The 12,681-nt window shown below is 46.8% G+C and carries 11 protein-coding genes; 5 read left to right on the forward strand and 6 right to left on the reverse strand.

Annotated elements, in window-relative coordinates; genetic code table 11:
- Nucleotides 1-123 precede the first annotated feature (123 nt).
- Both xdp1 and prsT read left to right on the forward strand, forming a co-directional pair.
- Nucleotides 124-1,008 (forward strand): exosortase-dependent surface protein XDP1, encoded by an 885-nt coding sequence (xdp1, locus tag ACLBLI_RS12535; RefSeq protein WP_414827938.1) that lies wholly within the window; start codon nucleotides 124-126, stop codon nucleotides 1,006-1,008.
- 81 nt (nucleotides 1,009-1,089) lie between these two features.
- Complete coding sequence (prsT, locus tag ACLBLI_RS12540; protein ID WP_414827939.1) at nucleotides 1,090-3,897, forward strand: XrtA/PEP-CTERM system TPR-repeat protein PrsT; 2,808 nt, start codon at nucleotides 1,090-1,092, stop codon at nucleotides 3,895-3,897.
- 101 nt (nucleotides 3,898-3,998) lie between these two features.
- Here prsT and clpB read toward each other — a convergent pair whose 3' ends face one another.
- The 3 genes from clpB to rluD form a co-directional block, all read right to left on the reverse strand.
- Nucleotides 3,999-6,569, reverse strand: coding sequence for an ATP-dependent chaperone ClpB (clpB, locus tag ACLBLI_RS12545; RefSeq protein ID WP_414827940.1), 2,571 nt, complete (start codon nucleotides 6,567-6,569; stop codon nucleotides 3,999-4,001).
- 93 nt (nucleotides 6,570-6,662) lie between these two features.
- Nucleotides 6,663-7,382 carry a peptidoglycan editing factor PgeF gene (pgeF, locus tag ACLBLI_RS12550; protein WP_414827941.1) on the reverse strand — a complete coding sequence of 240 codons (720 nt, stop codon included), beginning with the start codon at nucleotides 7,380-7,382 and terminating at the stop codon, nucleotides 6,663-6,665.
- The gene (gene rluD, locus ACLBLI_RS12555) at nucleotides 7,383-8,366 is read right to left on the reverse strand and encodes a 23S rRNA pseudouridine(1911/1915/1917) synthase RluD (RefSeq protein ID WP_414827942.1); all 984 of its coding nucleotides are present in this window, start codon (nucleotides 8,364-8,366) and stop codon (nucleotides 7,383-7,385) included.
- Between the two features lie 169 nt (nucleotides 8,367-8,535).
- On the opposite strand from rluD, the gene ACLBLI_RS12560 reads away from it, so the two are divergent.
- Nucleotides 8,536-9,300 (forward strand): outer membrane protein assembly factor BamD, encoded by a 765-nt coding sequence (locus ACLBLI_RS12560; RefSeq protein ID WP_414827943.1) that lies wholly within the window; start codon nucleotides 8,536-8,538, stop codon nucleotides 9,298-9,300.
- Between the two features lie 98 nt (nucleotides 9,301-9,398).
- On the opposite strand, the gene ACLBLI_RS12565 is transcribed toward ACLBLI_RS12560, so the two are convergent.
- The 3 genes from ACLBLI_RS12565 to ACLBLI_RS12575 form a co-directional block, all read right to left on the reverse strand.
- Complete coding sequence (locus tag ACLBLI_RS12565; protein ID WP_414827944.1) at nucleotides 9,399-10,070, reverse strand: ChrR family anti-sigma-E factor; 672 nt, start codon at nucleotides 10,068-10,070, stop codon at nucleotides 9,399-9,401.
- Nucleotides 10,063-10,674 carry a sigma-70 family RNA polymerase sigma factor gene (locus ACLBLI_RS12570; RefSeq protein WP_414827945.1) on the reverse strand — a complete coding sequence of 204 codons (612 nt, stop codon included), beginning with the start codon at nucleotides 10,672-10,674 and terminating at the stop codon, nucleotides 10,063-10,065. Before ACLBLI_RS12570 ends, ACLBLI_RS12565 begins: the two co-directional genes overlap by 8 nt.
- 127 nt (nucleotides 10,675-10,801) lie before the next feature.
- Complete coding sequence (locus ACLBLI_RS12575; RefSeq protein WP_414827946.1) at nucleotides 10,802-11,317, reverse strand: LON peptidase substrate-binding domain-containing protein; 516 nt, start codon at nucleotides 11,315-11,317, stop codon at nucleotides 10,802-10,804.
- Nucleotides 11,318-11,519: 202 nt separating this feature from the next.
- On the opposite strand from ACLBLI_RS12575, the gene ACLBLI_RS12580 reads away from it, so the two are divergent.
- Nucleotides 11,520-11,954, forward strand: coding sequence for a nuclear transport factor 2 family protein (locus ACLBLI_RS12580; RefSeq protein WP_414827947.1), 435 nt, complete (start codon nucleotides 11,520-11,522; stop codon nucleotides 11,952-11,954).
- The gene (locus ACLBLI_RS12585) at nucleotides 11,951-12,670 is read left to right on the forward strand and encodes an SDR family NAD(P)-dependent oxidoreductase (protein ID WP_414827948.1); all 720 of its coding nucleotides are present in this window, start codon (nucleotides 11,951-11,953) and stop codon (nucleotides 12,668-12,670) included. The genes ACLBLI_RS12580 and ACLBLI_RS12585 overlap by 4 nt, the downstream gene beginning before the upstream one ends.
- Nucleotides 12,671-12,681 lie beyond the last annotated feature (11 nt).

The raw sequence follows: 12,681 nt of genomic DNA on the forward strand, positions 1-12,681 counted from the left end.
CAAAGCATCTAATAATAAACCCTCAGAAAGCTACAGTACGTTGATTATTATACTAAATATGCATTTGGCATAAAATTTGATAACCACCGAGCTATATTGTAAAAATTACAAGAGATCATAAAAATGAATAAACTGTCGTACTTTGTATGCGCAAGTGCGCTGGCTGTTTCTACCCACTCTTTTGCCGATAGTTCTCTAAGTGAACACGTCTACAACTATGACCTTTCCAGCGGGATTAATTACACCACTGATGCAAGTTCCGGGGTGATGATTAACGGCACAACTTTGAAAGTTGGTTTAACTGTGTGGTCTGACACCCAAGGCTCGGGTAATGATACCGGGGTTGAGAATCAAGGGAGTTTAGATCTTTATTCTGGTGGTTACGGACTGGTAAACAACGACAGCAATTACGATTCTCATACTATTGATAATTTTCAGACTTCCGGTACCGAGTGGTATTGTAGCTTTAGTTGGGGACGCAATTGTTACGGTTGGTCACAAGAGACTGTGCAATACCAAAACGACTTCGACATGATTTTACTATCGTTCAGTGAAGATGTTGCTCTGAGCGACGCCAGCTTTGGCTGGGTAGAAGGTAAACAGGATAGCCACGCGGTAACGGCAGTGGGTCTCGACAATATCGATTTGTTTACACAAAACAGTGCGTCGTTTAGCTGGAGTGATGTTAACTTTGGTTTAGGTTCAGGGTCATCCAAAGACCATACAGGCATGTCGTATGTTGGCAACTCCACCTATAAATCCGCTTTCAGTGGTTTATCTGCTGCGAAGTATTGGTTAGTCGGTGCATACAATACCTATTTTGATGACAATGCCATTTCTAATTTCGGCACGGGCTTCAAGCTTGAGTCAATAGGGTTCAAAATTGCCCAGAACAATCCTAAGGATCCGGACGATACTGACCCTACTGAAGTCAGCGAGCCAGGTACGCTTGGAATTATGTTATTAGGTGGCGCTTTAGTGGCACTTCGCAGAAAGCGCCGTAGCTAATAGTTTTATCTGACGATAAAAGCACGTATCTTAAAGGTGGCGAAAGCCACCTTTTTTGTTAGATATTTTACTGGATGTATTATGGATTTTGGTAAGTCTCCACGTCTCTCTTGGATTTTAGCTTGTCTTACGGCAGTTTCGATCAACTGTGCAAGCGCATTCGCAACCACATCAGAGGACTATGAAAAAGCTCTCGCCGCGTATAACACAAACGAGTTTGACGAGGCTTACATCCACCTCAAAAACAGTTTACAGAAAGACCCCGAAAACCTCGTTGCAAAAATACTCATGGGTAAAATTCTGCTGACCAATGGCTATTTGATCGCGGCTGAACTGGAGTTAATAGAAGCGCTCGAACTTGGAGCTGATATTAATCTGGTATCCGAAGCGCTTGGAAATACCTGGCTTTTTCTTAACAAATATCAAGAGATTATTGATTTTCAACAATCCACGAAGCTAACCGGCGAGCCTCGCAACCACTGGCTTGAAATCCGTGCAACGGCATGTATCAGAATGGATGATTTACCATGTGCGAAAAAAGCCTATAACGACTTATTGTCTATCTCTAAGGGCGCTGTGGCCGCCTACAATGGACTCGCGGGCCTCGCAATCCGAGAGAACCAACTCGCTGAAGCTGCTTCGCTGCTATCTGACGCGATGGCGTCAGATCCCGAAAACGCTGTTACCTGGCGCTTGCGTGGCCAACTCGCCTATGAAGAGGGCGACAGAGAACTGGCAATGGAATATCTGCAAACCGCGCTGTCGTTAAATCAGGAAGATCCTATTGCGCTGAGAAATCTGGTCGATCTCTATTTGGAAGCAAAAGATTATGAGCGCGCTAAGGTCTTCGTTGATCAGGTAATAGCTGATACCCCCAATGACCCGCTTGCCATACTGTTGAGTAGCTGGTTAGAAAGTCGTGAGTCGAATTCAGCCATTGATAATGCGCAATTGCAACGACTAAATGAGTTTATGACTGAGCTCACGCCGGAAATTATCGCCTCACAACCGACGCTGTTATATATCAGTGGATTGACTAACTTTTTCAATAATAACCTGGAACAGGCATCAAAGGATCTCGTCGCATACCTTCGCGAGCAACCTGAAGACCTTCAGGCTGTATTGTTATTGTCACAAACCTATCTTGCTACCCAGCAAGACAAACAAGCTTTGCTACTGCTTGAGAAATATCAGGACGCGCTACTTGAAGATTTAGATGCAGCACTGATTCTTGGCGATTTGCTAATCAGACAACAACGCGCCTATAAAGCGGAAAAACTGGTAGAAGCCCTAGAACAACGGTATCCAGGCGCAGCCAAGCTGCAACTGTTCAACATAAAATTAATGGCTGCACGCGGCAAGCGGGAAGAGGCGCTCGCTATTCTTGATAACAATTTTCAGAAAAATAAAGAAAACCCGGCGTTTATGTTTACCTACGCCGTACTGAAGCTACAAAGTGGTAATTACGATGACGCCAAGCAGGCTGCGGACATTTTGATCACGATATTTCAGGACAAAGCCGAGGTTTACAATCTGAAGGCGGGGATCCTGATTAAGCAAAATGCCCTGATAGAAGCAAAACAGGTGTTGCAAAAGGCACTAGATTTGGAGCCCATGCTTTTTCCTGCAAAATTCAACTTGGCTGCTACGGAAAGTCGACTCGGAAACATTAGCAACTCTGAAGCACTGGTTGATGAACTACTCATACTTTCCCCACAGCACATGGAATCCATGATGCTCAAAGCATTCAACCAGGCTCGCATGGGCAATATAAATGATGCCATCGCGCTGTATAAAGATATCCTTACTCTGAATCCAACTGCGGTTTCTGCGCGAGAGCGCCTTTCTCAACTCTACTTAAACCAAGGCGATTACAAGAATGCACTTTATCACCTCGACAGGTTACTAAAGGATGACTTCGACAACCCTGACTACCTGATGTTAAAAGTCGATTTGTTGCTAAGACAGAACCAGTCATCAGATGCAATCAAAACGTTGAACGTCGTAGACAACTTTGTGAAAGATGATCCGGAAAACCTGGTTAGGCTTAGCAGCCTTCAAATGCAGATTGGAGATCAAAACGCAGCCCTCAGCTCGCTGGAACGGGCACATCAGCTACAACCAGAAAACCAGAGGCTTACTCTGCAGCTGGCGCAATATCAAATCGCAACAGGTCGTCTTGAACAAGCCGATACCATTGTAAAGCAGCTCCATAAGTCTGGTGTCAACAATGCAAACCTCTGGCTAACACAGGGGCTGCTCGACGCTGCAAAGAATAACAACAGAAAAGCGGTAGATAACTACAAGAAAGCCTTGAAGCAAGATCCCTTCTTTATTAAGCCACTGATTGAGTTATACAACTATGCACTTCAGGAGCAATTCGTCAGTGACTTTATTACTACATCCCGTGAGATTGTAGAAAATAACCCTCAAAACTTACTGGCCAAAAATCTTCTGGCCCAATATCTCTTTTTTATACGTGATTTCGAAGAGTCCACTGCACTTTACGAATCGCTTCTGACTGAACAAAGTGTGTTGAACCGTGAAGTGGTATTAACTCGCTTGGCCCTCATGGCAATAGAGGAAAACTTAGAGACAGCACGCAATTATATTGATGAAGCCTTTTCTCTCGCTCCGGGGAACCCCGAAGTACTGGACACTTATGGCTGGATTTTAGCTCAGCAGGGAAACTTGGAAGAAAGCCTTACCCGACTGCGAGAGGCCTACGCCCGCGACGCATCGAACCCAAATATTCGCTATCACCTGGGGTATACGTTGGCGAAACTGGGAAGAACTTCAGAGGCAAAAAAAGAGCTGGAGTATGCTGTGAATGTGAAACGCCCGTTTTTCCGTCGTCCCCAGGCTGAAGCGCTGCTTAACTCACTGTAGCTTTACCGGTCTCGAAGCGTCTTTAAGATAAAAGTCTTTCACCGGCGTTTTTTAATTTCATACTACATAAAAAAGCGCTGCCTGTGGCAGCGCTTTGTCATTTAAATAACAGTAAGATTTTCACCATCTACATCGATGCGAATGGTTGATTCGGGCTCGATATCTCCTGACAATAATTTGTTTGCCAACGGGTTCTCTATCTGAACCTGAATAGCCCGCTTGAGCGGCCGCGCACCGAATACCGGATCAAATCCCGCTTCAGCTAACTTGTCCATTGCTGCACCTGAAAGCTCAAGCTTGTATCCTTTATCTGCAAGGCGAGCGCGCAATGACGCCAACTGAATTTTGGCGATGGATTTAATTTCATCTTTGCCAAGGGGGTGAAATACCACGATATCATCAACCCGGTTGATAAACTCAGGCCGGAAGTGTTGTCCAACTACTCCCATCACCATCGCCTTCATTTCGTCATACTGGCTCTGTTCGTGTTTATCCTGAATCACATCTGAGCCCAGATTCGATGTCATAATCACTACGGTGTTTTTAAAATCCACCGTACGGCCCTGTCCATCGGTCAGACGACCGTCATCAAGCACCTGCAGCAAGATATTAAATACATCCGGATGGGCCTTTTCCACTTCATCAAGCAGAATGACGGAATACGGTTTACGACGCACGGCCTCAGTCAAATAGCCGCCTTCTTCATAGCCAACGTAGCCCGGGGGCGCCCCTACCAAACGCGCAACCGAATGCTTTTCCATGAATTCCGACATATCAATGCGAACCATGGCATCTTCGGTATCGAACATAAATCCGGCAAGCGCTTTACACAGCTCTGTTTTCCCAACCCCGGTTGGTCCGAGGAACAAAAAAGAACCGATAGGACGATTCGGATCCGCCAGGCCAGCGCGAGAGCGACGAATGGCATTTGATACTGCATTCACAGCTTCTTCCTGCCCCACTACCCGCTTGTGCAAGACGTCTTCCATCCGAAGTAACTTGTCGCGCTCGCCTTCCAACATCTTGGCTACCGGAATGCCGGTCCAGCGTGACAATACCTCAGCAATTTCAGCATCTGACACTTTGTTTTTCAGAAGCAGTGTCTCACGGGTTTCATTTTCCGCAGCACGCTCTAATTTTGCTTCCAGCTCAGGAATACGGCCGTACTGCAGCTCAGACATACGGTTTAAATCTGATGCTCGGCGTGCAATCTCCAGGTCCAGCTTGGCCTGCTCCAGTTCAGACTTAATCGTCTGCGTGCCCTGCATCGCACCTTTTTCGTCTTTCCAGATTTTATCCAGCTCACCGTACTTGTTTTCAAGCTGCTCTCGTTCAAGCTCTATCATTTCCAGCCGCTTATGACTGGCATCGTCCGTTTCTTTGGCAAGCGCCTGCTCTTCCAGCTTTAACTGAATGATGCGCCGCTCCAGACGGTCCATTTCTTCCGGTTTAGAATCGATTTGCATACGAATGCTGGAGGCGGCTTCGTCTATCAAATCGATAGCCTTGTCCGGCAGTTGCCGATCACTGATATACCTATACGACAGGCTTGCTGCGGCCACGATGGCCGGGTCCGTAATGTCCACCGAGTGATGCAGCTCGTAGCGCTCTTTCAGTCCGCGAAGAATGGCAATGGTGTCTTCTACGCTTGGCTCTTCAACCAGCACTTTCTGGAAACGACGTTCTAAAGCTGCGTCTTTCTCTATGTATTGCCGATACTCATCCAGCGTGGTGGCGCCCACACAATGAAGTTCACCGCGCGCAAGTGCAGGTTTAAGCATATTACCGGCATCCATCGCACCATCAGCTTTTCCTGCACCGACCATCGTGTGAAGCTCATCGATAAACAGGATCACCCTGCCCTCTTCTTTTGCCAGCTCATTTAGTACGGCTTTCAGACGCTCTTCAAACTCGCCGCGATACTTAGCCCCAGCTACCAGCGAGCCCATATCGAGTGACAATACGCGTTTGTCTTTCAGTCCTTCCGGCACTTCGCCATTAATGATGCGCTGTGCCAGACCTTCCACAATTGCGGTTTTACCCACACCTGGCTCGCCAATTAATACCGGATTGTTTTTCGTTCGGCGCTGCAGTACCTGAACAGTGCGACGAATCTCATCGTCACGCCCGATTACCGGGTCAAGCTTGCCCTGTTCAGCACGCTCTGTGAGATCCGTGGTGTACTTCTCCAGTGCCTGTCTTACATCTTCCGCATTCGGGTCTGTAACTTTCTGCCCACCGCGCATGGTATCAATGGCATTTGCCACCTTCTCTTTGGTGATATTCAGCGATTTAAGAATATCACCCAATTTGCCTTTGTCCTGCAATGCTGCCAGCACGAAGATTTCAGACGTGATGTATTCGTCTTTTCGTTGCTGGGCAATTTTGTCACACAAATTGAGCAGAATGCCGCTCTCTTTACTGAGTTGTACATCGCCTCCCACACCTTCAACGCGCGGCAACCGCTCAATGGCCTCACTCAGAGCCGAGCGTAATGAATTCACATTCACATTAGCCTGATCCAGCAGCGGACGGACACTTCCGCCCTGCTGATTGAGTAGTGCGGTCATCAGGTGAACCGGCTCAATAAACTGATGATCCCGCCCCAGTGCCAGAGACTGAGCGTCAGAGATCGCTATTTGAAATTTACTGGTAAATCTATCTAATCGCATGGTTGCATTTCCCCTGCAAAAACCTTGCTTAATTTATGGGTACTGCTTCTTCGCGATTCAAGTCAGTCGATGAAAAAGTCAACAAATGTTGATTTAGCGCAAACCGATGACGCTAACAAAGCGGCCCGTCGCCTGTAAGCCCTGATGGGTTGCATAGCGATGAGAATAGAAAGTCAGAGGTTCGCAGTAGGTGCAGCGGTCACTCGCTACCACATTGGTCACGCCGGCTTCTTTTAGTTGAAGTTGCGCGATGCCAGGAAGATTAACCAGATATTTCTGCGTGTTTGGAGAAGGCTTGATAACATCAGAAAAACTACGGAATACCTGCGCAATTTGATCCGGCACCTCGTAGTGGTCTCCGCAGATAGCCGGTCCAACCCAGGCGCACAATGACGAGGAAGGCGATACCATCTTGCTGACAGTTTCAGCAATGATATTACTGGCAAGCCCCTTCCAGCCTGCGTGGATCGCTGCGACTTCGGTTCCGCGAGAATCGCAAAGCAACACCGGAACGCAATCTGCAGTCATTACTGCACAAAATTGATTGGCTGAACGGCTGATAGCTGCATCGGCAGTGGTATCATCAGAGGGTAACGTCAGTACCTTTTTGCCATGTACCTGATTGAGCCAGTGAATGCGTTCGTGAAAAGGCAATATTTCTCGGTTTTTTTCAACAGCCGGCGCACTGTCTCCAACATGCATGCCGACATTCAAACCATGATAGCCCTGCGTGCTAAACCCGCCGTGACGGGTTGTGCAGTAGGCCACAACATTTTCCGGTGCCGCCCAGTCCGGGCTGAACCAGCTTGTCATTTAAATCGCCTCGTCCGGGTGGGCCTTGGTATCTTCCCTGACGGTATTAATAAGTGCCACCATATCGTCCGGTAGCGGCGCTTGCCATGTCATCCACTCCCCGGTTGTCGGGTGATATAAAGACAATTGTGCGGCATGCAGTGCCTGACGATTAAAACGCCTTAACATTTCCACCAGCTCGTCGGTTGCGCCTTTGGGTAGTCTTGCTCGTCCACCATAAGCCGGATCGCCCACCAACGGATGTTTAATGTGTGCCATGTGAACACGAATTTGATGGGTGCGACCGGTTTCCAGCTTCAGGCGCAAGTGGGTATGCGCCCGGAATTTTTCGATGACGCGATAATGGGTTACCGCAGGCTTGCCAAATTCGCGAACGGCCATGTGCGTACGCTTAGTCTGATGCCGCCCAATTGCAGCCTCGACAATTCCACCGGCAACCATAGTACCAATAGCCAACGCTTCATATTCACGACTCATGACACGATTTTGCAGTTGATCGACTAAGTGGGTTTGTGCAGGCAGCGTTTTCGCCACCACCATCAAACCGGTAGTATCTTTATCGAGTCGATGAACGATGCCGGCGCGTGGCACTTTATCAATGTTAGGAACATGATTTAGCAGCGCATTCAGAACGGTTCCGTCCTGATTCCCGGCGCCCGGATGCACAACAAGATCAGCGGGTTTATTGATCACCAGAATATCGTCGTCTTCATAGACAATATCAAGCTTAATGGCTTGTGGCTGACTGGTGGTCTGCACTTCCATTTTTGCAGATATCTGAACGAATTCATCGCCAAGAATTTTATGCCGGGGAGCGGTGATAACCTCGCCGTCCAGACGGACATTTCCATCCTGGATCCAACTTTTTAGCTTTGAACGGGAATATTCGGGGAACAAATCAGCCAAAACCTGATCTAAACGCTGACCGAAGTGTTCCTGACTGGTCGACCCTTCCAGGTTGACTGTGTTTTCTGACTGAGTCATAACACCTTATTACTGAGTAAAAAGCGTATTATAACAAGGTTTACGAAAACGAGTCGGATACTTTCAGGATTTTGTGTGGGCATTCGCCCTTCGAGTGCGCTAGAATAGCGTGCAAAATACGCGTAGACAGCGATGTTTAACAGACTGTTTAGCAGGAAAATACCAATATATGAAATCATTTCGTAAAGTGGCGCCGCTTGTGGTTGGCGCTATGATCTCGCTGACCGGATGTAGCTCATCTGACAACGAAGAGCAGGTCGTGCTGGCTAATATGGGCGCTCAGCAGCTCTATGAAAAAGCCAAGACCAGCATGGAAGCAGGTAATTTTAGTAATGCCGCGGCTACATTAAGCGCGCTGGACTCCCGCTATCCGTTTGGTCCGTTGAGTCATCAGGTCCAGCTGGATCTTATTTACAGTTACTATAAGTCGGGAAAAACCGATGAGACTTTGGCCACGGTTGACCGCTTCATCAGACTGAACCCGAATCACTCTGATATCGACTATGCATTCTATATGCGTGGCCTGACAAATATGGAATCAGACAGTAATTTGTTTCAGGAATTGATGAACATTGACCGGGCGGATCGCGATCCGGCAAAATCCCGCGAAGCATTTAATGACTTTCGTCGATTAATTCAGCAATATCCAAATAGTAAATATGCAGTCGATGCGCGTAAGCGTATGTTGCATATTAAAGAGCGCCTGGCTCGGTACGAAATTGCAATCGCACGCTTTTACATGCGTCGTGAAGCGTTTGTAGCTGCAGCGAATCGCGGTAGGTATGTGATTGAGCACTTTCCTGATTCGACCCAGGTTCAACAAGCCCTTGAAATTATGGTTTCAAGCTATGAGCAACTGGGGCTGGAAGAGCTAAAGCAGAATGCGATGAAAACACTAAAACTGAATTATCCAGACAGCGAATTCATCAGCTGATTTACGCATTGTTTGTAGAGATTGAACAAAAAACGCACCTTTTACGGTGCGTTTTTTTGTCTTCTTGTTTCGGGTTTACGTTATTTTGAAGCTAACGATCACCTGAAAAATAAATGACTGAATGGGTTCAACAACCGGGCTAAGCCGGAGGTAAAGTGGAGAGGCTGGTCTACAATACTAAATACCAGACACCCTTCAGGCGCGTCAGAACGTGGCGCGTGTGTCTTCTCGCCATCCATAAAGATAAAGTCGCCTGAGTCATAGGCATTAAGCCCATCACTGAATTCACCGTTTATCACCAACGTGAATTCCGTACCGCGGTGCGTGTGTTCTGGGACACTCCCGCCTTTCTCCATATAAATAAAATTCGCAACTCCTTGGTTACCTAAGTCAACCGGAGCCTGCCATAACCTTCCTACCAGACTCGACCAGTTACCTGTCTTATCAGCAAGACGCTGCAAAGTGCGTGGTAGTGGAAACTTTTTGCCATCGAGTTCAATAGCCTGTACTCGATCAACATTTGAAGCCTGAATGGAATCCGCTGCAGGAAGCTGCGTAATTCCTGCTAACATTGAATCAAACTCATAGTGGTGTTCGGCTTTGTGCGTGTCTAACACATCTTCGGCCAAACGCTCTGTCTCTGCCGCTACCCGATTCTGGCATCGTTCGCACATGTCGCAATGCGCCGATACCATTATCGATTCAACAGCAGACAGAGTGCCCTCAGCAAACTGCGATAATTGCTCAGGACGAGGGTGGAACTTAATCATGACTGTTTAACATGCCTTTTAATCTTTGCAGCGCCAGTCGAGTGCGGGATTTAACAGTACCAAGAGGAATTTCAAGCTCATCGGCAACCTCTTGTTGAGATTTGCCATCGATGTAAATCGCCTCAATTACTGCTTTTTGCTTTACTGGCAATGCTTCAAATAAAAATCCAATTTGTTCCAATGTAATCTGTTCATCCAGCGACGTCTCATTGGCGTCTGCCGTCTGTTCACACAGCACTGGCCACAAATCATCTGAACATACATCTTCCTTACGATTCTGCAATTTGCGTAACATATCGAAACGAATATTACGTGCTATCGTAAAGATCCAGGTCGATGGTGAACCTTTTTCAGCGTTAAAAAGATGCGCTTTCTGCCAGACATTAGACATTGTGTCTTGTACCAGCTCCATTGCTAACGCCTCATTTCCCATTTGTTTCAGTGCATAAGAACGTAGGCGAGGTGCGAAGTAACCAAACACGCGTGCAAATGACATCTTACAACGCTTCTCTGCGACGGCAACAATGTACTCTGACATTTCGCCTGCACACTCTTTCGGTTTAACTGCACTGTTACTTTGTTCCAAAGGAATTCCAACTAACATATGTTTCGTCCGTATTTTCCAATTTGGTTACCTGAATCACTACGCACGAATGATGAAAATTGATCTTACAAACAACATTAAGAATCTGTAATGTCGAAATCTTTTCCGCCTGGCGTGTAACTTTTACTTACTGCACCAGCGCTGATAGATAGTTTAGCAATTTTTTACAGTCTTTTTGGACCAGAAAATGTTGCTTTTGCTTTGCGTCTACGGGAAGTAGTTCAAGCCAACGATGAATCACCCAAATCGGGTCGTCAAAGCTCGGCTTGTCGTACATGGCTCCCAAGTCAGCATAGCGATCAAATATTTCTTTCAATCGTTCGTCCATAGGGGCGATCTGTTCAGATGTGATATCGCAGCACCATGGCTGAATTTTTTCACATTGACCGACGCGTAAACCGTCAGGCTCTGTACTGATATCTTTCACCTCAACACCATAGAGACCAGCAACCTTTATGCCAAGCAACCCATCTTCAAGCTTATCGAAGTCGATTACTTCGGCAAATGTACCGATTGGATAGATGTGTTCGTTGTTCTCTTTATCCCCCTGCGCATTAAGCATACACAGTACGAAGCCGCTGTTCTGAGCGCAGGCCTCCTTTACCATTCTGATGTAGCGCGGTTCAAAAATACGTAATGACATACGCCCCCCCGGAAGCAGGTGTGCAGAGAGCGGGAAGAGTGGAAGTTTTTCTTGCTGCATATGTCAAATTTACACTGTTAGGATGTTTGCCTGTTACGCCAACCCTGAATATTTGGATCGAATGTAAGTAATAATTACCCAATGTGTGCTGATCCTGCAAAGTTAGCCCACCGTAGATAATTGAAAATCAAAAACTAATAAAATGATGCCCGTAATAGAGCGTTTCAAATCATTGTATTCGGATCTTACTCTGATTACTCCGTCAGACCTGGAAAAGGTTTACACTGACGATGTATTTTTTGTCGATCCTATCGATTCTCACACCGGCATCGAAGAGGTTAAAGCGTACTTTTCCAGGTTGTCCACAGAGGCAGAAAGCTGTCGGTTTGACATCCACGTCATCGCCGGATGTGAAAAGAACGCAGAAAGCCTGAGTTATTTGGTGAACTGGACAATGTATCTGGTTCTGCGTAGTTCCGGGAAGACAATTGTCCTACCCGGAACAACACAGCTAAAAGTTCGCGACGATAAGGTCTGTTATCACAGAGATTATTATGATCTCGGTACCATGGTTTACGAACATGTTCCGGTACTGGGTTGGATTATAAAAAAGATCAAGGCGAAATTGTCATCATGAAAACAATGCTCATCACTGGCGCGACATCGGGAATAGGCAAGGCACTGGCAAAGCATGTGGCTGAAAGTGGCTATAAGGTAGTTGCCTGTGGGCGCAACCAGGAAGCACTGGATGAATTGTCTGCATTTGAGAATATATCAGGTTTGCAGTTTGATGTTTCAGACCTGGAAGCGACGCGCACCGCACTCGCTGATGTTGATTTTGATATCGCGGTGTTAAATGCCGGAACGTGCGAATATGTTGATATTGATGAATTTGAGCCGGATATGTTTCGACGCGTGTTTGAACCAAACTTTTTCGGTATTGTGCACTGCGTAGATGGTCTGATGCCGAACCTGTCGGAAGGCAAACAGCTGGTTATTGTCGACAGCATGGCGCGGTTATTCCCATTCACGCGCACAGAGGCTTATGGTGCAAGTAAAGCGGCTGTCCACTATTTTACGAAAAGCCTGGAAGTCGATCTGGAGAAAAAAGGCGTTCGTGTGCAGGCTGTGTCTCCCGGCTTCGTAGAAACGCCGCTGACTGACAAGAATGATTTCGAAATGCCGATGAAAATTTCCGCCGATGAAGCCGCCAGAGCATTACTCAAAGGCATAGAAAATAATAAACAAACAATATTTTTTCCTACTGTATTTGGGTGGATTATGCGTTTAATGCATATCTTACCGGTAGGAATTCAGTGCAAACTCTCACTGTCAATGCGAGACAAGCAGTAAGGTATAATAAG

The sequence above is a fragment of the Alteromonas sp. H39 genome, assembly GCF_047556435.1.
GTDB lineage: Bacteria > Pseudomonadota > Gammaproteobacteria > Enterobacterales > Alteromonadaceae > Alteromonas.